General features: G+C 31.4%; 21 protein-coding genes. 18 read left to right on the top strand and 3 right to left on the bottom strand.

The window, feature by feature from the left end; translation table 11 throughout:
- Positions 1-111: 111 nt before the first annotated feature.
- The 11 genes from PY770_RS06590 (at position 112) to PY770_RS06540 (ending at position 11,532) form a co-directional block, all read left to right on the top strand.
- A complete protein-coding gene (locus tag PY770_RS06590; RefSeq protein ID WP_103450852.1) occupies positions 112-1,110 on the top strand; it encodes an LCP family glycopolymer transferase in 999 nt (332 codons plus the stop codon).
- Positions 1,111-1,131: 21 nt separating this feature from the next.
- Complete coding sequence (locus tag PY770_RS06585; RefSeq protein ID WP_103428995.1) at positions 1,132-1,806, top strand: accessory gene regulator B family protein; 675 nt, start codon at positions 1,132-1,134, stop codon at positions 1,804-1,806.
- 232 nt (positions 1,807-2,038) lie between these two features.
- Positions 2,039-3,028 (top strand): hypothetical protein, encoded by a 990-nt coding sequence (locus tag PY770_RS06580; protein ID WP_275045897.1) that lies wholly within the window; start codon positions 2,039-2,041, stop codon positions 3,026-3,028.
- A 30-nt stretch (positions 3,029-3,058) separates the two neighbouring features.
- Positions 3,059-4,030 (top strand): glycosyltransferase family 2 protein, encoded by a 972-nt coding sequence (locus PY770_RS06575; protein ID WP_103428993.1) that lies wholly within the window; start codon positions 3,059-3,061, stop codon positions 4,028-4,030.
- A gap of 51 nt (positions 4,031-4,081) precedes the next feature.
- A complete protein-coding gene (locus PY770_RS06570; RefSeq protein WP_103428992.1) occupies positions 4,082-5,170 on the top strand; it encodes a glycosyltransferase in 1,089 nt (362 codons plus the stop codon).
- Between the two features lie 3 nt (positions 5,171-5,173).
- On the top strand, positions 5,174-6,076 hold the full coding sequence (locus PY770_RS06565) for a glycosyltransferase family 2 protein (RefSeq protein WP_275045896.1): 903 nt from the start codon (positions 5,174-5,176) through the stop codon (positions 6,074-6,076).
- Positions 6,063-7,124: a glycosyltransferase gene (locus tag PY770_RS06560; RefSeq protein ID WP_275045895.1), complete on the top strand. Its 1,062-nt coding sequence runs from the start codon at positions 6,063-6,065 to the stop codon at positions 7,122-7,124. The genes PY770_RS06565 and PY770_RS06560 overlap by 14 nt, the downstream gene beginning before the upstream one ends.
- Before the next feature lie 90 nt (positions 7,125-7,214).
- On the top strand, positions 7,215-8,333 hold the full coding sequence (gene glf / locus PY770_RS06555) for a UDP-galactopyranose mutase (protein ID WP_103450856.1): 1,119 nt from the start codon (positions 7,215-7,217) through the stop codon (positions 8,331-8,333).
- A 5-nt stretch (positions 8,334-8,338) separates the two neighbouring features.
- Positions 8,339-9,772, top strand: coding sequence for an oligosaccharide flippase family protein (locus PY770_RS06550; RefSeq protein WP_139562442.1), 1,434 nt, complete (start codon positions 8,339-8,341; stop codon positions 9,770-9,772).
- 68 nt (positions 9,773-9,840) lie between these two features.
- The gene (locus PY770_RS06545) at positions 9,841-10,512 is read left to right on the top strand and encodes a sugar transferase (protein WP_163601640.1); all 672 of its coding nucleotides are present in this window, start codon (positions 9,841-9,843) and stop codon (positions 10,510-10,512) included.
- 42 nt (positions 10,513-10,554) lie between these two features.
- Positions 10,555-11,532, top strand: a complete 978-nt coding sequence (locus PY770_RS06540) for a tetratricopeptide repeat protein (RefSeq protein WP_275045894.1) — start codon at positions 10,555-10,557, stop codon at positions 11,530-11,532.
- A 114-nt stretch (positions 11,533-11,646) separates the two neighbouring features.
- Here the strand turns inward: PY770_RS06540 and PY770_RS06535 are convergent, their stop codons facing one another.
- The 3 genes from PY770_RS06535 to PY770_RS06525 form a co-directional block, all read right to left on the bottom strand.
- Positions 11,647-12,072 carry a transposase gene (locus PY770_RS06535; RefSeq protein ID WP_263850697.1) on the bottom strand — a complete coding sequence of 142 codons (426 nt, stop codon included), beginning with the start codon at positions 12,070-12,072 and terminating at the stop codon, positions 11,647-11,649.
- Positions 12,051-12,980, bottom strand: a complete 930-nt coding sequence (locus PY770_RS06530) for a transposase (RefSeq protein WP_275045893.1) — start codon at positions 12,978-12,980, stop codon at positions 12,051-12,053. The genes PY770_RS06535 and PY770_RS06530 overlap by 22 nt, the downstream gene beginning before the upstream one ends.
- 180 nt (positions 12,981-13,160) lie before the next feature.
- Complete coding sequence (locus tag PY770_RS06525; protein ID WP_275045892.1) at positions 13,161-14,183, bottom strand: acyltransferase; 1,023 nt, start codon at positions 14,181-14,183, stop codon at positions 13,161-13,163.
- Positions 14,184-14,464: 281 nt separating this feature from the next.
- On the opposite strand from PY770_RS06525, the gene PY770_RS06520 reads away from it, so the two are divergent.
- The 7 genes from PY770_RS06520 to PY770_RS06490 all read left to right on the top strand — a co-directional run bounded on the left by PY770_RS06520 (position 14,465) and on the right by PY770_RS06490 (position 20,952).
- A complete protein-coding gene (locus PY770_RS06520) occupies positions 14,465-15,964 on the top strand; it encodes a YfhO family protein (protein WP_275045891.1) in 1,500 nt (499 codons plus the stop codon).
- A gap of 82 nt (positions 15,965-16,046) precedes the next feature.
- Positions 16,047-17,045: an NAD(P)-dependent oxidoreductase gene (locus PY770_RS06515; RefSeq protein ID WP_225362114.1), complete on the top strand. Its 999-nt coding sequence runs from the start codon at positions 16,047-16,049 to the stop codon at positions 17,043-17,045.
- 130 nt (positions 17,046-17,175) lie between these two features.
- Positions 17,176-17,577 carry an NAD(P)-dependent oxidoreductase gene (locus PY770_RS06510; protein ID WP_014082472.1) on the top strand — a complete coding sequence of 134 codons (402 nt, stop codon included), beginning with the start codon at positions 17,176-17,178 and terminating at the stop codon, positions 17,575-17,577.
- Between the two features lie 9 nt (positions 17,578-17,586).
- Complete coding sequence (locus tag PY770_RS06505) at positions 17,587-18,192, top strand: nitroreductase family protein (RefSeq protein ID WP_103450864.1); 606 nt, start codon at positions 17,587-17,589, stop codon at positions 18,190-18,192.
- A 15-nt stretch (positions 18,193-18,207) separates the two neighbouring features.
- Positions 18,208-18,432: a hypothetical protein gene (locus tag PY770_RS06500; RefSeq protein WP_014082470.1), complete on the top strand. Its 225-nt coding sequence runs from the start codon at positions 18,208-18,210 to the stop codon at positions 18,430-18,432.
- 92 nt (positions 18,433-18,524) lie between these two features.
- Positions 18,525-20,324: an MFS transporter gene (locus PY770_RS06495; protein WP_103428980.1), complete on the top strand. Its 1,800-nt coding sequence runs from the start codon at positions 18,525-18,527 to the stop codon at positions 20,322-20,324.
- Positions 20,325-20,424: 100 nt separating this feature from the next.
- Positions 20,425-20,952, top strand: coding sequence for a methylated-DNA--[protein]-cysteine S-methyltransferase (locus PY770_RS06490; protein WP_103428979.1), 528 nt, complete (start codon positions 20,425-20,427; stop codon positions 20,950-20,952).
- The last annotated feature ends 16 nt before the right edge of the window (positions 20,953-20,968 follow it).

Genomic DNA, 20,968 nt, shown 5'->3' with positions numbered 1-20,968 from the left:
ACAATAGAAAAAATATTTAAAATTACGCTATTGTTTGTTAAAATGTAAATATTGTCTAATTACAGTTTTATAAAAATTGTCTAATTATCGTTTTAAAGAGGAGCCCAAACTATGGAAGAGAGTCGTATTCAAAGAAGTCAATTTGAAAATAAACCCAAGAATCATAAAAAAAGAAATATTATTTTATCAGTGATTGCAGTGCTTATTTTAATTTTATTAGGATTTGGAGCTTATAAGTTTGCCTCAATTAAAGGTGCTGTTGATAGTGCTTATAAAGATTCTGGAATAACTAAGGAACGTAATACTTCTAAGTTATTGAGCCAGAAGAAACCAATCTCAATTCTATTGATGGGAACTGATACTGGTGAATTGGGACGTGACTATAAGGGAAGAACTGATTCAATGATGGTAATTACAATCAATCCAAAAACTAAGAAAACACTAATTACTAGTATTCCTCGTGACACAGCCGTTAACATTCCTGGATTTGCTGATGAAGGGGTTAACAAAATTAATTCCGCTTATGCTTACGGTAGTTCCAAAACTTCAATTGAGACTGTGCAAAAAATGTTGAACATTCCAATTGATTTCTATGCTGTTCTTAACATGCATGGATTGGAACAAATTATTAATCAAATTGGTGGCGTTAACATCAAACCACTTTTAACTTTTGATTATGAAGGTTATCACTTCACTAAGGGAGTTACTACTCATATGAACGGTAAAAAAGCTCTTGCTTATACTCGAATGAGATACGATGATCCTGAAAATGATTATGGTCGTCAAAAACGTCAACGCCAAGTACTTGAAGCAGTTGCTAAAGATAGTGGTTCCGTTGAAGCTCTATTGAATCCTGGATTTATTAATTCGCTATCTAAATCAACTCAAACTGATATGACTTTTGGTGATTTAACTTCAATCACTAAAGGATATCTTGGAGCTCGTGATAACATGGATAATTCATACATCCAAGGACAAACTGGTAAAGAAATTAATGATTCAGTTATGCAAGTAACACCAGAATCAGAATTACAAAACACTACTAATCAAATCAGAAACAATTTAGGACTACCAGAAGCTGAGACTGGTGACATTGCGGTCAACAACTAGGGATAGGAGTGTGAACAAATTTTGGAATATACTAATTTACAATACTTTCTGTTTAAAATTGGAAATCTTTTGAATTCTGCAATATTTGCTATTCTTGTAGCGGTTATTCTGGCAACTGCCATTGTCGTTTACTTTTTTGCACAAGCTTCTCATGATAACCCTAAACTTTCTGAATCAAAATTAAAGAAGATTAAAACATGTCAAAAAATTAGTTTATTTATTTTTGGAATGCTTATTGTAATTTTATTCATTGGAAGATACTTTTCTGATGGAATTGATGATCCTAATACTGTTATTAATGATAAGGAAACTCGCGTAATCGCTAAAGGTAAAGTTCTCAAAGTCAATCATCGTAAAGGTACGATGATAATTTTGCCTAATGGTAAAAAAAGTAGTGGTAATGTAATCAAAATCACTCCTAATGAATCTCATGTAATGCTTGGAACTCCAAATATGAAAAAATATGATGGAACGCATATTTTTAAAAATCAATTGAATAAAATTGATGTAGGAGATTACGTTAAGATTCAAAATCATCAATACATTTTCAAGTATAAAAATCATTCTAAGTTTAGTGAGGATAAAAAAACTGAAAAACAAGTTAAACAAATAAATGATTATGATGTAAATGGTGAAGTAGTAAAAACTAAATCTAATCCATATAAATATAGTTATATTTATGGATTAAATAGTTAAAATTATGAAAGTGAGTGGGAGTAGCTTAATGCTAACAAAATTAAAATTAATCTTTCCAAATGAAAAAAAAATCAGGTCCAATATTTCGTTAACTTTTTTTGGTGTATACCTAATAATGATGTTTGCCACTTTGGTATATGCTTATTGGATTCCCACTAATAAAGTATTTTTCGGGATGATACCGGATCTTTCAACTTTATTTTTAATAATTGGTTGTTTAATTAGTGTGCTAATGCGAAAACCTAGTCAATCATATTTGATTTATGGAAGTTTAATTGTTCTTGGAATAGTTGTTAGGCATGAATCAACGATTGCCTTTCCCCTTTGGTTTTTTTTGATATTATTAATGCTTAGTGATATTGAATTTACTAAAATTGTAAAAGTGTTTTTCTACGTAACGGCTCCTTTAACAATTTTTACGTTAACAATGGGATACTTTAGATTAATTCCAACCATGCAGTCTCCCAGAGGAATTGGACCTAATGGAGTTGTAATCTGGAGACAGGGATTAGGGTTTAACTGGGTGACTTTACCATCTCAATTATTATTTTATTTAACCTTGTCGTATTTCTTTTTAAGGAAAGGAATGGTGTCTTGGAAGGCAATTGGGATAATTACTGTGCTTGATATTTTTCTTTATGTACAAACTGACACTCGGAACCCATTTTTATTAGTACTACTAATTGTTTTAGTGGCTGGATTATTAAATTCTAAGTACAAAGACAATTTAATTGATTTTTTTTGTGGTAAAATTTTTGGAGTGGTTTCAATTGCAGCATTCTCATTTTTTCTAATTGTTTCGTTGATTTTGTCTTATTTAGGGACAGATGGTTTTGTATTAGATAAAATCAATCGGTTAATGTCCAACCGAGTTTTATATTCTCATATTGGAATAGAAAGGTATGGAATCCAACCCTTTGGAACAAAAGTCGTTTATAATGTACTTAATCCTACCCATAATTTAAAGGGAAGTTATTTTTATTTAGATAATTCTTATATGCAATACTTGATTACTTTTGGGATTATCTTTATCGTTATAATTGTGGGTCTATTAACAATTCAGATGTTTAAAGAATACAAAAATAAGAAGTGGTATGTTTTATTTATTTTTGTATTAATTGCTTTACATAGTACTGGTGACCCGCAAATGATGTATATTTCATATTCACCGTTTGTGTTGATTATCGGTAAGGTTATTGATAAATTTAAAATTGAAGTTTGATTAGCTTTATAAATTAGGAGATTGAATTACATGCGAAATGTAGATGTTAGCGTAGTTATACCAAGCTATAACTCCGAAAAAACAATTGAAAAAGCACTGGATTCAATTGTAAATCAGAAAACTAAATACAACTTTGAAGTTTTGATTATTGATGATGGTTCTTTCGATAATACTATTGATATAGTTAAAAATTATGCTAAAAATTATGATAATATATATCTTTTTTTTCAGCGTCATAAATTTCAAGCGGAAGCTAGAAATCTTGGAATTGAGTATGCAAATGGTGAATATTTAATGTTTGCAGATGCAGATGATCAGTATAGTGAAGGCTATATTGATATTATGATGAAATCAATTAAAAATAAAAAATTGGTTATTTCTGGAATCCAAAAAGATTTTTCAAATGGTAAAGTTGAAATTGAAAAAAATTCCATTTTGGAAAAAAGTAATAATAACAATCAACTTATTGGTAATTATTTAACTAAAAATAAGGAAATGGATGTTGGCCTTTGGAATAAAATATTTAGATTAGATATTATTAAAAAAAATAATATTATGATGATTAATGAAAATTATTTTGAAGATAGTTTATTTATTTTGAAATACTTATTGAATATTGATTTTGATGATATTAATTATATTTCTAATCCAGGATATATTTTGAATAAACATATAGGATCAACAACTAACTCTTATGATCCATCACTGTTAATAAAATGTGAAAGTTACATTGAGAAGGTTTATGATATTATTTGTGATAACAGCAGTTTGAAGAGCTATTTTAATGCTTTCAAAGCTAGAACCTACTTATTCTATATTCATAGAAGCATATTAAATAATCCGCTTTGGAATAAGGAAAAACAAAAAGAAATTATAAATAGAATTAATTTAAATGATGCAATAAAAAATCTTTCAATTAAATATTCTGCTGCAATTGTTTTTGCATATATTTTTCCAGAAAAATATATAAAGGTTTATTCACAAAAAAATAAAACATTTTAAGTGTAACAAAAGAGTACACTTGAAATGTTTTTTATTATGAGGTTATAGATTATGAAAAATAAAATTGCAGTCATTGGAAATGGTTTGAGTGGTAAAGGTGGAACTGAAAGTGTTTTAACTTATCTTGGAAATTGCCAAACCATCATTAAACAGTTCGATTTAGAACTATTTATCTTTAGTCCAGTCAAACACCAAGCATTTTTAAAAAATTGTGGGTATAACAAAGTTTATAGTACTGAGATTAAGAGTAAGTATCTTCGTTTGTTAAAAATGATTGCATATCTTATCATTTTTAACGGAGATGCATTGCTAGTAACCGATCAAAAAATGTTACCAGTTACATATTATTTAAAAAAATTGTTCCACAAAAAATACAAAATTATATTTTGGAATCATTATGCTTTAGATAAAGATGTTTTAGCAAAAAACAAAAATAGTGTTGAAATTGATTTTAATAAAATTAAATTAGCTGATAATTATTTTGCCATCTCATCTGGAATCAAACAGGAATTAATTGAAAATGGTATTCCGGCAGACAAAATTGATGTGATTTATAATCCCATTCAACCTAAACAAAAAGTGATTTCAGCTGATCAACAGGTTTGTCGTTTTATTTACATTGCACGCATTCAAATGAGTGGACAAAAGAATTTGGGTGGGTTATTGCGTAGTTTAGTCAAATTAGATGGAAGCTGGGTTCTTGATATTTATGGTTCTGGTGACGATTTACAGTTAGCTGAAGAATTTGTAGATAACCAACCTAATTTAAGTAAACGGATTACTTTTAAGGGGTGGGTTTCTGATCCCTGGCAACAAATTAAAACGGCGAATGCCTTGTTATTAAATTCTGACTACGAAGGGTTACCAATGGTTTTGGCGGAAGCTCTTAGTTACGGAATTCCCTGCGTCTCTTCAGATTGTCCTACTGGTCCAAATGATTTAATTAGTTCAGGGGAAAATGGGTTTTTATATCCTGTCAATGATTATAAAAAGTTGAATGAAGAGTTAACGTTAATCATTAATCATGAGATTAGTTTTGATCGAGTGGCAATTAGTCAATCAGTTGATTTTATGTTTAACAAAAATTATGATAATCGTTTTATTAATGATTTAAAGACAATCATAGGTAATAGGAGATAAGCAATGAACGAAAAGTCAGTAGCATTAGTTATGGTAACCTATAATCGGTTAGAGCTCTTAAAGGGTGCTTTAGAAACTATTTTTCAGCAAACCACTCCTGTTGATGGGGTTTTCGTGATTAATAATCATAGTACAGATGGTACCGAAGCATATTTAGCAACTATGACAAAAGACCATCCCAATTTATTCTTCGAGAATCTTACCGAAAATATCGGTGGAGCAGGTGGATTTAATGTGGGCATGAAGTTTGCCTATCAAAAACATGATTATGATTTTTATTGGTTAATGGATGATGATACTTATCCGAGTGAAACTGCATTAGCAGAGTTATTGAAAGCCGATAATGAAATTGAAAACGTAGGGTTTTTATCTAGTGATGTTGTTTGGAACAATGGTAGTCCAGTTAAGATGAACGTTCCCGTAGTTTCCACCGTTTGGAATGATAAAGTTCAAGATGGTTTAGTGGGACTAAAATCAGGCTCATTCGTGTCAATGCTAATTAGTAAGGCAGCGCTACATAAAGTAGGATTACCAATTAAAGAATTCTTCATTTGGGGCGATGATATGGAATATTCTCGCAGAATTTCTAAATATTTTTCAGCTTATTTTGTTTCCGGTAGCGTGGTAACTCATAAAACTGGAGCCAACAATGGCGTTGATATTCTTTCAGAAAAAGGTGATCGGATTCAACGCTATTATTACGATAATCGTAATCAGCTTTATATGGCTAAAAAACAAGGCTTTAAGCAGGTTTTAAAATTTGTGATTAATCGAATTTCATTAAGCTTTAAAATTTTATTTTCAAATAGTAGAAATAAATTTAATAAAATTGCCGTTATTTGTAAAGGAGTTTGGGCTGGATTGTTTTTTAATCCCAAAATTGAGTATATTAATGATGAAAAATAATAATCCAAATATATCAGTAATTGGTACTGTAGCAGGTCGTGGTGGGCTAGAAACCGTACTTACACACGTTTTAACTAGTTCAATTATTAACAGAGATTTAAATATATCATTTTTTATTTTTCGTAAAGTTGAATTTAAAGATTTTTTTGCTAACTTAAAGGATGTTAAAGTATATCAAACAAACTTAACAAATAATTTGTTGTGTTTACTAAGATTGATGATTTTTTTGGTTTTCTTTCAAGGTGATGCAGTGGTGATTATGACCCCTAACATTATTCCAGTGGCTAACTTAATTAAAAAAATATTTTTAAAACGTTATCGGATTATTTCGTGGATGCATAATTCTAATCAAGATCAGGCGTTAGATTACACCAAATTGAATAAAGCTGAAGATCATTTAGCAATTTCGAATGAAATTAAGCAAGAAATTGTTAATGAGGGTGTTGCTCCTGAGCAGATTAAAGTGATTTTTAATCCGATTAAGCCAGAGCAAAGAACAATCTTACCACTTGAAAATGAATGTCGGTTTATTTATATTAGTAGAATTTTATTGGACGGTCAAAAAAATCTTCGTGGGCTATTAAATTGTTTAAGCAACTTATCTGGTAAGTGGACTTTTGAAATTTATGGTAAGGGTCCCGATTTTGCGGAAGCTCAGCGATTAGTTGAACAAAAACCTAATTTGAAAGATAAGGTAATATTTAAAGGATGGGTTTCTGATCCCTGGAAACAAATTAAAAATGCTAATGCACTTCTTTTGAATTCTAATTATGAAGGGTTTGGGATGGTTCTAGCAGAAGCTATGAGTTATGGGGTTCCTTGTATTTCTTCTGATTGTGTGGCTGGTCCCAGTGATATCATCAAACAAGGGGTTAATGGTTTTCTTTATCCAGTTAATGATGAGGAAGCTTTACATGTTTACTTACAAAAATTTGTTAGCCATCAAGTTAATTTTGATTCACAAACAGTTAAATCATCAATTGATTTTCTTTATGAAAATCAATATGATGAAAGATTTGTTAAGGTAATTGAAGATTTTTTAAAATGATTTTAAAAAAAACATAAAGATTGATATAATGATTATTGATATTTACTAAACTAATTAAAAAAGCACTATTCTAAACTAAGGAGAAATTGAATGACTGATTATTTAGTAGTTGGTTCAGGGTTATTTGGATCAACCTTTGCCCATGAAGCCGCTAAAAGAGGAAACCACGTTGAAGTAATTGAAAAACGTGATCATGTGGCTGGAAATATTTACACTAAAGAGGTTGAAGGAATTCAAGTTCACGAATTTGGGGCACATATTTTCCACACTAAGATGAAAAACATTTGGGATTATGTACAAAAATTCGCTGAATTCAACAATTACATAAATAGCCCAATTGCTAACTACAATGGTGAAATTTACAATTTACCATTTAATATGAATACTTTTAACAAGCTTTGGGGTGTAGTAACGCCTGATGAAGCTAAAGCTAAGATTGAAGAACAAAAAAAGAATGCTAATATTCCAGCAGAACCAACTAACTTGGAAGAACAAGCCATTTCTTTAGTCGGTCCTGATATCTATGAAAAGTTGATTAAAGGATATACCGAAAAGCAATGGGGCCGTAAGGCAACAGATCTTCCTGCTTTTATTATTAGAAGAATTCCCGTTCGTTTTATTTACGACAACAACTATTTCAGTGATCCATACCAAGGTATTCCAATTGGTGGTTACACTCAAATTATTGAAAAAATGTTGGATAGTGATTTGATTGATGTTAAGTTAAACACTGACTTCTTCGATAAAAAGGACGAATACCTTAAGTCTGGTAAGAAAATTATTTTTACTGGAATGATTGACCAATTCTTTGAATATGCTTTAGGTGAACTTGAATACCGGAGTTTACGCTTTGAAACTGAAATTAAAGATGTTGATAATTACCAAGGTAATGCCGTAGTAAACTATACGGATGCTGAAACGCCATATACTCGTGTAATTGAACACAAACACTTTGAATTTGGTAAAGGTAATAAAAATAAAACAGTGATTACTCACGAATATCCTAAGAACTGGAGTCGTGGTGATGAACCTTACTATCCAATTGATAACAAACGTAACCGTTCACTTTACAAAGAATATACTGAATTAGCAGCTAAAAATGATGATAATGTAGTCTTCGGTGGTCGTTTAGGCCAATACCGTTATTACAACATGGATCAAACCATTATGTCAGCGCTTCGGTTAGTTAAATCAGAATTTGGCAAGTAATTATTATGAAAGTTATTAAAAACTATCTTTATAATGCTTCATATCAAATCTTTGTTTTATTAATTCCGTTGATTACAACACCATACTTGGCTCGAGTTTTGGGACCACATGGTGTTGGAATTAATGCTTATACTAATTCAATTATTCAATACTTTATCATATTTGGAAGTATTGGAGTTGCTATGTATGGAAATCGGCAAACTGCATACGTTAGAGATAATAAACAAAAGTTAACCAATACTTTTTATGAAATTTTTTTGATGCGTATCATTACAATTTCATTAGCTTTTGTAGCATTTTTCATCTTCTTGTTGTTTGTACGAAAAGATTGGCTTGGTTATTATTTGGCCCAATCATTTGCTCTACTGGCAGCTGCATTTGATATTTCTTGGTTTTTTCAAGGAGTAGAAGACTTTGCAGTAACGGTGGTTAGAAACTTAGTGGTAAAGATTGTTACTTTAGTAAGTATTTTTACCATGGTTAAGTCTTACAATGACTTAGCTCTCTATATTTTAATCCTAGCTTTGTCGTTATTGATTGGTAATTTAACCTTATTTCCGAGTTTGAAACGTTTCATTGGAAAACCTCAATGGCATCACTTGAAATTATTTAAGCATTTTTTACCATCATTGGTACTCTTTGTTCCGGAAATTGCGACACAGATCTATCTTCAAGTTAATAAAACGATGCTAGGGTACATGACTACGGTTAATGCTTCAGGGTTTTTCGAGCAGTCTGATAAGATTGTTAAAATGTCGTTAGCTGTAGTAACGGCAACTGGATTAGTGATGTTACCACATGTTTCAAATGCTTATAAAAATGGACAAATTGATAAGGTTAAGAGTTACTTATATACTTCCTTTGAATTTGTGACTGCCATTGCGGTTCCGTTAATGTTTGGAATTGCGGCCATTGCGCCAGCTTTAGTACCATTGTTCTTAGGACCTAAATTCATACCTGTAATTCCGTTAATGATGATTGAAGCAGTCGTTGTTTTGTTAATCGGTTGGAGTAATGCAATTGGATTGCAATATTTAGTTCCAACTAATCAAAATAAAGCCTTTAATTATTCTGTTATTTTAGGAGCAATTGTAAATATTATTGCTAATGTTCCTTTGATTTTAATGTGGGGAGCTGTTGGTACTGCATTAGCAACCGTTATTTCAGAAATTACGGTTACTGGATATCAAATGTATGCAATTCGGAATCAAATCAATATGAGAAAATTGTTCGTTAGTTATTGGAAATATTTGTTGGCTGGGTTCTTAATGTTTGTAATTGTTTTTAGATTAGGAGCAGTTTTAAAAGATAGTTGGTTAATGATTTTAATTGAAATTATAATTGGAATGATTTCATATTTGATATTTATTTTGCTACTACGTCCAAACTTGATTAAATCAACATTATTTAAATTAAAAAAGAGAAATAAAGAAGATTGACAGTGGCTCTTTTTTATTATTTGTTTTTTTGGTACTATTATAGTATTGGGTGTAATAACTATTTATTAATGGTGATTAATGTGGAAAAAGAAAATCAAAAAATTTGGTTAAATAAAGAAAAGGTTCAAAATCGTCCAGTTTATTTTGCGCTAAAGCGTACTATGGAGATTGTATTTAGTTCATTAGGAATAATTGGATTAAGTCCCTTATTTATTATTTTAAGTATTTTAATTAAAAATGATGGTTCACACGGAAAAATAATGTTTGTTCAAGAACGAGTTGGAAAAAATGGAGTCCATTTCAATATGTACAAATTTCGTTCTATGATTCCAAATGCTGACAAACATATTCAGGAATTAATGGATAAAAACGAAGTTGATGGTGCAATGTTTAAAATGAAAGATGACCCTAGAATTACTAAGGTTGGTAAATTTATTCGTAAATATAGTTTAGATGAATTACCTCAACTTTTTAATGTTCTCCAAGGAAATATGTCATTAGTTGGACCTCGTCCACCAATTCCTCGAGAAGTAGCTGAATATACTGATTATGATATGCAAAGATTATGGGTTAAACCCGGCTGTACAGGTTTATGGCAGGCTACTGTTCGAAATAATACTGATTTTAATGGTATGGTCAGACTAGATCTCCAATATATTCAAAAAAGTAGCATATTTTTTGATTTTAAGATTATTTTTGAAACAGTTAAAGTTATGGTTAAACCTAATTCAGCATATTAATTTCAAGATGATATAAGGCTAACTAGTATGAGGATTTAATATATGAAAAAATGGATGTTGTATACGATTGGTACAATTTTTATTGTAGGAATAATTGGTGTTTTTTTCATAAATCACGAAATTAATGCATCAACTTATAATAGTAGCATGAAAAATGGACGTACTGAAATCCGTAAAAGTCAATATAATGCAGCACAAACTAATTTTCAAAGAGCAGCTAAAATCAAGCCTGATTCAATGGAAGTCAACAATTTGTTGAGTCAAACCAGCAAGTTTGTTGCTGGTGAGAACAAATTTAAAGATCATGATTTTAATGAAGCTGCATCTGATTTTAACGATGTATTAAATTATGACCAAGGTTCATCAGTACTTGAAAGCAGAGCAAAAGTAGAATTAAAAGTGCTTAAGCAAGCTTCCAAAAATGTTAATCGTTTGAAAAAGATTTATAATCAAGCTTTAGAGCAAAATAAAGCAAAAGAATTTACAGCTTCAAATAATACATTAGATGATATTTTTGATGATGATTTATCAAGCAATGCCTTCTATGCTGATATTGTTAAAGAGGCAAAGAAACTTAAAGCTGCAAATGATGATCGCGTTGTTTTAAGTAAATTCAAAGCTAAGAAGATTTCATCTACTGATAATAAGAAAAAGAAAACAAAGAAAACTAAAAAAATCACTAAAGCATCTAAAGAAACAACCGCTGCAATTCATGAAGTTAATAAATCTATAGTTCCAACAGTTAATAATAGTTCAAATAATTCTAATGATAGTAGTTCTGACAGTACTAGTAAACAAGTGTCTAACTCTCAGACATCAACTACTAATTCTTCAAGTACTAATGCACCAGCTAGAAGCTATCAACCTGCAGCACCAGCTCCAGAAAATCATAATCCTGCTTCAAACAATAAACCAGACAATGGCGGTTCTACCTCACAAGGTAACGGTGGTCAGGCTCCATCTACTCCACCAGCTGACTCACAAGGGAATGCACCTTCTACGGTTACTCCTTCAAATTAGGTTATCTTTGTAAAATGGTACTGATGAATAAATAGCTATTTTCTTAAGAGAATGAATTCTGGGTCTTTGTCAAATGGTACTGATGAGTAAATAATTTAATAAATGAGTCTTACATTAGGCGACTGAATTTTTAATTAATTCAGTCGCTTTTTTGTTATATGTCATTGAAAAATAAGTATTTGAAAATGAAGATAATATTCTTAATCTGAAGTTGTAAAAATTACGATAACCGTACGCCGTACGGATGATTACTTTAATTTTGTTATTAATACCTTCTAATGGTCCATTACTGAAGTTATATTTAAAACTATTGGTAATTTCTTCTTTATGTTTTTTCAAGGTTTTCCTTGCTTTTTTCATTGATTCAGGCAATTTTGTGTATTGCTTATCTGATTTAGTAGGATTAAGAATGCTTTCTAAGGACTTTTCATCATGTGATACAGTAACAATGTAAGTTAGGTCTTGGTAATATTCATATGCATCACGAAGTGATGAAGATAATGTTAATAATTTCCTTACTACTTCTTTATCATTAAAGATGTATATTTAAAATTTCTTCTTGGTTTGTATATTTTATAATCTAACTGATTCTCTTTTTTGAACAATAATTTATAAAGATTTTTCAACTGACGATATTCTGGGATACCACTTCCAAAATAATTCATTAACTTAATTCTTTCTTGATTTAAAGCTACATAAAGTCTATTAATAATATGAAAACGATCAGCTATAATTTTGGAATTAGGAAATACACGATTAATTAATCCACGATATGGTGAAAATAAATCTACTGTCACAGTCTTAACAGAGAGACGAGCTGAAAGAGAGTAGCGTAGGAAGTAAGATTCTAGATAATTACCCTGTCTACTTTCGATAATATTAATTAGTCGGCGATTATCAGAATTCATCAAAGCCATACTCATACCGCTAGGAGCCATTTTTCCAGATTTAAAATCATCGAAAGCAATATTTTTAGGAATGTAATGGTAACCAATTTTATGATAAGCAGCCAGGCCTTTGGCTTGACGCATTACAGTGTTAGATGATATTTCGTAACGCTTGGAGATGTCTTTTAAACCGGAAGAAGTACTGTAATCTAAGACTGCTTGAATTTTAACTACCCTTAAAATATGATCAAACTTATTTATATCATTTAAAATTGCAATGGATGTATTTTTACATTTGTTACAAATATATTTTTGTTTTTTAATCCTTATAGTTGTTAATCCAGCCGCAGTGGTAGGTCCTTTATAGCTAACTTTTTTAAAACCATTGTTATTCATTAAAATATTGCAATTTTCACAATTCCTTGGATACGTTAATTTTAAATTCCAAACAACTGTTGCAGTTCCATTTGATTTGACTTTATCATATTGATTCGTGTTATCATCATAAGTGATGTTGGGGTCATTAATCCCAATCATCTGCATTGTTATATCATTATTCATAACGATTAACTCCGTTTTGGGGTATGAGTGTACTGGGGTGCCACCTGATACACTCTTTTTTTATTAATTAATTGTACTAAAAAAGTACTAACAACATTCACTAAGTGAATGTCATCAGTACCAAAAAGTATAGAGCCCCTTTTTTAATATTTAAATTTAAACCTTAATCTGTAACCTTACCTATGGAAGAATCGTATTAATTAACTTGAATTTTTTGATGATGATGAATAGGAGAGCACATACAACGTAAGTTATTAAAGGAACTAGCCAGGTATGTACGATACTTGGATCACTAATGTGGAAGGCCTCCGTAATAATTTTAAAAAACAAAGGATGCACGATGTAGATTGCTAAACTTGTTGAAGAGAGCTTAGCAATAATCACATTATGTTTTGTAAACCAGTTTGTTTTTTCAACTAATTGTTTTAAGCAAATGAAAACTCCAATACTGTAGAAAAAGAGATAAGGCGTATTTCCGATGTTTTTACTGAAGTTCAAAATATCAGAAATGATTAAGATGCAAATACTGATAAGTCCCAGTGTTTTAAAAATATTTAATTGCTTAGAATTAAAGTAGTTAGATTTGATTAGATACCCCATTATATAAAATCCAATAAAAGTTGAAGTGCAAGGATTAGTTTGAATCGCTGCATTGGAAAATACTTGTGCTTGATTCATTAGACTGAGTACGTACGTAATTAAGAAGTTACTAACAAAGCTCAGACAAACGATATAAAACAGAATGTTTACGTTTTTTTTTGCAATATAAGCTAGAATCGGAGTGGTTACATAGAGCAGAATAATTGCATAAAAAAACCAAAAGATATTGAAAATGTTATTTTTTGCAAAACTAATGATAAAATCATAAATACTGGGATGAGTATGAGCAACTGGACCGGCAGGAAAAATGTAGCCCCTTGTATCGATTAAGTACCAAATGATACTCCAGACAATCAAGGGAATTACAACTCTTTTAAAACGTTTGAAAAAAAAGGTCTTTGTATCATATTTATCCAGGTAGTTAATCAGCATTGCACCAGAGTTCATAAAGAATAAGTAAACTGCGGGAATAAAAATCGATTGAATTATTCCATTTGAGATGGTGCCCGTTTTGGGGGTCCAATACTGAGAAGAATGCAGCATTAAAACTGCGTAAATTGCTACGATGTTAATGACATCAATATAGGTTAATCTTTTTTTCATGTTAAGACACGTCCTCATAAATTTATATACTTCATTATCTCATTAATAGCTTAAATTAGTCCATGAATTTAATGGAATGGTTTTAATTGAACAAGGTTTCTAAGTTTACATTAAAACTGTATAATTAATAAAAAACTATACAGTTGGAGATGAAAATGAATTTTATAAAAAAACATACAACATTATCTATTTTAGTGATTTTCCTATTGATAAGTATATTAGAGGTATTAGTGTACTTTGGAAACGGTCCCTTTTCCCTTCAATGGGATGGATTATTTCATATGTCTAGACTTACGGAAAGCTATTTAAGTATTAAGGATGGTTCAATTTTAAATGCAGTTCCGGATACGATGACAAAATCATTTTTTGGCTTTGCTTATCCCCAGAATTTGTTTTATCCAATTTATACCATCTTACCAGAAGTTTTCATTAGATTAATCGTTGTAAACGGATGGAATGCATATATAATTTTTACGATTTTATGTAATTTTTTAGTGCTTACCTCGATGTATGTTTTTACTAATTTAATGATTAAAAACAAATTGAGAGCATACATTGCCAGTGTTTTATACGGCTTATCTCAATTTACTCTCGGACTTTATTTTTACTATCACACGATTAGTGGATTTGTTGATCTAATTTTTATTCCAATGGTTTTCTATGGAATATATCAAATTGCTCTTAAAAATAAACAGCGATGGTGGATTTTAACTTTTGGGATGACGTTGGTAATTTTAACCGACCTGCCTGATTCAATTCCAATTCTATTGATGGTAATCATAACGTTTGGACTATCAATGACTAAATTCAAATTCAAAGAGATTTTGACTAGATTTGCTTATTTGTGCTTATCTGGATTAACGTGTCTATTGTTATCTGGTTTTTTTATTTTTCCAATGTTAAATGCATTGAAAGCAACTGATATAAATGTAGCTAGTCCCAAACTTTATGATACAGCGCCAATGCTTTCGTCAATCTTGTTAAATACAGATAAAGGTAATTTTTATTCAATTGGAATCGTAGGAACTTTTGCTTTAGTTTGTATAATCATGTCATTTAAAAAGATGAATCTGGTTTTCCGCTACCTTACTATTGAAGTTATTTTTTTCATATTGTTATGGTCTAATCAATTTCCATGGCAAATGTTTCAAAATGAACTAAGATTTATTCAGTTTACTGGAAGATTTGCCTATATCGTGGTATTTTTAATTGCATTGATTGCGGCAACGGTCTTTTCTAGTAAAACGTTAAAATATCTAGCTCCAATTTTGACAATTGTGGGAATTTCTTCCTCATTGGCATTGAATTTTAGTTCTATTGATGTTAACTCGCAAAATATGATAAAGATTTCATCGCAAAATTACAATAAAGCTTCAATGAGTTGTGAGACTTTAGACTATATTCCTAAAAAAGCTTATGTAGTTAAACCAATACTTGAATCACATTCTGTTATCCAAGCTAATAAAAATCTGGCTATTGTTCAAGATCAACGATCAACTAGTTATAATACGGTTAATTATGAGATAAAAAGCAAAAATAACATTAATAACTTAGTGCTTCCAAATGTTTATTATCCAGGGATGCACGTATACGTTAATAATAGAGAAGTTAAAATTAAACAAAATCAGCATCAATTAATGGTAGTACCAGTCAATTCTAAATCAGCAAAAATTAGCGTAGAATATCAAAAAACAAAACTGCAAATAATTTCGGGATGCATTAGCTTATTTACTCTAATCGGGATGATTATCTATCTTGTTTTTTCTAAAAGAAAGTCCTAAATCTAATTAACCTCTAATTCTTGCTAATCTTTATAAATCTAACCTATAATTGAAGTAAATTATGAAAATAGGGGATTTCAAAATGTTTAAAATAACAGTTTACAGTGTACGTGAAGTGGAAATCCCACTTTTTGAAAAATTAAATAAAGATAATTTTGAATTAAACCTAGTATCCGAACATCTATCGATTAAGAATGTTGCTAAAGCAGAAGGATCAGATGCCGTCTTAGTGAGTGGTGGCGATGATACTGGAAAAGATGTTTTAGAAAAAATCGCCAGTTATGGCATTAAATTAGTTTATACCCGTTCCGTGGGAGTTGATCGTTATGATTTTGCGGCTGCCAATGAATTAGGCATTAAAGTAGCAAACGTTCCTAACTATTCACCACGTTCAGTTGCTGAATTAGCGTTTATTTTAGGAATGACTTTATTCCGTCACGTAGCTCCAGCAACTTACAATACGCATATGGGTGATTTTCGAATTTTACCAGAATATTTTGCCAACGAAATTCACGATGCTACAGTGGGAATTATTGGTGCCGGTAACATTGGAACTGCCGAGGCTAAATTATACAAAGCCCTTGGAGCTAAAACATTAGCTTTCCAACGTCATCCCGATTCATCTAATGATGCGGTTGAATTTGTTGATATGGATACGTTACTAAAGAAATCAGATATCGTTTCCATTCATGTTCCTTACATTCCTGGGAAAACTGATAATTTAGTTGGTGCTCCAGAATTAGCTAAAATGAAATCATCAGCAATTTTAGTTAATACAGCACGGGGACCAGTGGTTGATAATGAAGCAGTTGCTCAAGCGGTTCGAGATTTTAAAATCGGTGGGTATGGCACGGATGTCCTTCTCGACGAACAACATGTGATGGACAAACAATTTGATACTTTGGATGATGTTCCTAACCAAATTGATAAAGATTTAATGAAAAACTATCCTAATGTAATTGTGACTCCTCATATGGGCTTTTTCACAGTTCCAGCTGTTACTGATATGATTAGTACGAGTTTTGAAAACTTCAAGAGTACCATTAAAACGGGTAAACCAATTTATCCAGTTGAACGATAAGAGGCAAACTAATGACTAAAATTACAGCGTATAGTGTGAAAGACTTTGAAAAGCCTTTATATCAAAAATTAAACCAATACGATTTTGATTTACAACTTGTGACGGAACCACTTTACTAAAGCAATCAGATATTGTTTCGATTCATGTCCCTTACTTCCCTGGAGTAAATGACATGATGATTGGAGCGACTGAGATTGGTCGAATGAAGCCGGGCGCAATTTTGGTAAACACTGCTCGTGGTCCTTTGGTTGATACTGCTGCAGTGACCGCTGCCTTAGATGACGGCAGTCTTGGTGGATATGCGACTGATGTGATTGCTCATGGTAGGAATATTAGTGGAAAACAATTCGATAGTCTTGATGATTTAGGCGACCAAGATTTACTTGATTTAATGAAACACTATCCTAACGTCTTGGTTACTCCTCACATGGGTTATTTTACTGAACCAGCCACGGAAGACATGATTAGAATTAGTTTTGACAATTTCCATGATGCCATTACGACTGGTGCTACCAAAAATCAAGTTAAATAAGAGGTTAAAATGAATACACAATTATTAGATTTAATGAAAAAACGTCGCACCATTTATGAATTGGGTAAAGATGTTAAAATCTCACAGGCGGATTTATATGAATACATTAAAGAAGTTGTTCGTTATACACCGTCAGCTTTTAACAGCCAACCGGTTCGGGCAGTGGTTTTATTTAATGAACAACATGATCAACTTTGGGATTTGACGGGTGAAATCTTAAAAGAAAAGCTTGAACCAGATGCTTTTTTGCGGACGAAAGCCAAAATGGAAACCTTTAAGCAGTCCTTTGGCTCGATTTTATTCTTTACTGATATGGATGTCGTGAAAGCTTATGCAGATAATCCTAAAATTGCAACTTATCAATATGACGAGTATAACTGGTCAGAGCAGGCACAAGGAAATGCTCAATTTGCTGTCTGGACTGGCCTAGAAGAAAATGGATTGGGAGTTAATATCCAACACTATAATCCGTTGATTAGTACAGCTGTTAAAGCCGAATTTAAACTTCCAAGTAGTTGGCAATTACGTGCTGAAATGAATTTTGGTTCAATTGAAGGTAATGCCAAAGATAAAGATTTTATTGATGACGAAACACGATTTAAATTGTTTCAATAAAACAGGAGTGATAAAATGACGGTCGAAGAAATTGATCAAAAATTAATAAAATTACGTAAGTTTGCTAATTTTGTGATTACGCCATTATTTGTGGCTTTAATTGCAGCCTATTTCATTCAGAAAAAGACAACTCCATTGGTAATTATTTTAGCGGTAGTAGCCTTACTGGTATACGTTCCGTATGGAATTGTTGTTTGTTATTATGTTTTTAAGCGACGCAAATTACTAAAAAATCAATAGATAGAATACCTAATTCCAAATTTAATGGAGTTGGGTATTTTTTTAGTGTAGAATATTAATGTTGCAGATTTGGAAGAAAATGGGGCTGAAAAGTGAAAAAAGCATTACAAAATCAAAAAAACTGGTGGGCAATTGGAGTTATTTTAATTGCTGTTTTTAGTTTACTTTCAGTTCAGACCCTTTCAGGAAATGTCATTGTGGGATATGATACCTTTTTCCATTTCAATCGAATTTATGATACGGCCATGCAGTTTAAGCTGGGACGTTTTAGTTATTTCATGTCTAATTTTGGTTATTGTCAATCAGGCCAGATTGTAAATGCCGTTTATGGCCCATACATGGTCTATGGGTTAGGCTTGCTCTTGTTTTTAACTCATAGTTGGGTATGGTTTCAAATCATTTCTGGCTTTATTTTATTGTTTGTTGCCGGAATCGGTGCATATGCATTATTTAGACGTTTAAAAATTAACTATTGGTTAGCAACTTTTGGAGCAATTATTTTTCTTTCCCAGAATTTCATTACGTACTGGATGACTAGCTCCGCCTTTTTGGATTGGGGGTCAATGATGCTGCCATTCGCAGTCATGTTAGGACTTGATTTATTGACGGGTTCAGCCAAACGAATTCATGTGTCTTTAGCCCTAGTAGTTGCCATTTTAATTGAAATGCATATTCTGAGTGCTGTGATTACAGTTTTAATGTTAATTCCATTTTTCTTAGTGGGTGTGGTTCGCTCAAACGAAAAGAATAAATACTTAATTAAAATCGGGGAAAATATTGGTTTAACATGTTTCTTGTGTGCAAACTATTTTGCAGCCTTCTTCAATGTGTTTGGACAAAATAATTTAATTGCACCTTTTAGAGTTCAATCATTGCAAACGGGTGGAATGCAATTAATTAATAATACTTTATTGCAAAATGGAGTTGGAATCGTTTTTATCATCATTATCATTGCACAAGTAATTTTTATTTTATTTAATTTAAAGCGCAGTAATTTAAATATGATGATTACAACTGTCGGATTAGCCTTCTTTGCCATTTCTTCAGAATATTTCCCCTGGGATTATTGGGGAAAAGTGTTCCCGTGTTTTCGAGATTTCTTACAATTTCCTTCCCGTTTTTATGCAGTTGCTGCCATTCTCTTGTTAACTGGATTTTTATTATCAATTAATCAATTTGTGCAACAAGTGCAATTCAAATCAGTAAAAACAGCTTATTTTGTGTTTGTAAGTTTATTAACCTTCGTTTCAGTTTTTATTGGCATGATGAATATTCAAAAACAGTTGAGTAATAATTGGAACTTGGATAATATTGCACCTCAATCAGGCGTTTACGCCCAGCATTTAAGACCATATGGCTATTATCCTAAACAAGTTAGCAACGAAGGAATTCGCAAAGATTTCCAAGGAGCAAAATTGGATGCACCGTTGCGAGACTCAATTCGAGCTAATACTGATTATTTGCCTAATCATACAAAACTACGCCAGCCACATGATTTACAAAGTGATTACCAAAAACAAATTACTTATAACGAGGATGAATTTAAAAAACAAGTTCAACCTAACGGGAGTATGGAAGTTAGCTGGGAAAGTAAGCAGAGAACAATGACGATGATTCCAGTAGTTGCTTATCATGATACTCAGATTAATTTAAATGGTCATCAGTTGAAATATGCACATAGATTGGTGGAAAAAAACGATGATCTTAATCATTATCATCTTTCTAAAATCGGTGGAATCATGGTTCCATCTAGAGCTGGGTCTAATAAATTGAATGTAAAATATGAAGCCCCATTTTATGTAAAATTGGCTTTGATTGTTTCACTCATGAGTTGGTCGATCTGTATTCTTTATCTTATTTATCGAGGTTTAAAATTAATATTTAATAATTAGATGAAAGGATTGTCAGTTTGTCTGGCAATTCTTTTTAATTTAAGTTTTAAAAATATGCTAAAATAGAATTTATCTGTAAGTCGAAAGGGGAATTGTACAAATGCAAAGAATTTATTGGGATGCAATCAACGTTGACGGTCGCAAAGTTTTTTATACTGTCACTAAAAAAGGATTGAATTTCGTTAGTTCTCCAGAAATGGGCGTATCACAAATCCTAGATTTTTATCCCTTAACTCAATTTGAATATGTACATGCTCATCGAGAAACTGATCACTATCGAAAAGAATTGAAAAAGTACCTAAAGGGTAAACTTACTCAATTCGTGTTCAATCTTGATTATTTTGTTGATGGAACGCCCCAACAAGAGGAAGTCTGGCAAAGCATCACTAAAATTCCATATGGAAAAACTCTGAGTTTGACAGATTTGGCTCAACAACTACACCAATCATCTGAACAGGTGGTTAGTGCTATGAAAGCTTGTCCAATTTGGTTAGCTGTTCCAATGCATCGAGTCATCGAACGTGGTGATTCAGATGGCTTTAGAACGGATGCTGAAATGGATGAATATTTACGTAGTGTAGAAAAAAATCCCAAAACAGAGTTGAAAGAATTAATTAAAAAAGTATAATTACTGTTCAACTTTG

The organism is Fructilactobacillus sanfranciscensis (assembly GCF_029023685.1).
Classification (GTDB): Bacteria; Bacillota; Bacilli; order Lactobacillales; family Lactobacillaceae; genus Fructilactobacillus; species Fructilactobacillus sanfranciscensis.
The sequence above is the reverse complement of the archived record's forward strand: the minus strand, read 5'-3'. Positions and strand labels throughout refer to the sequence as shown.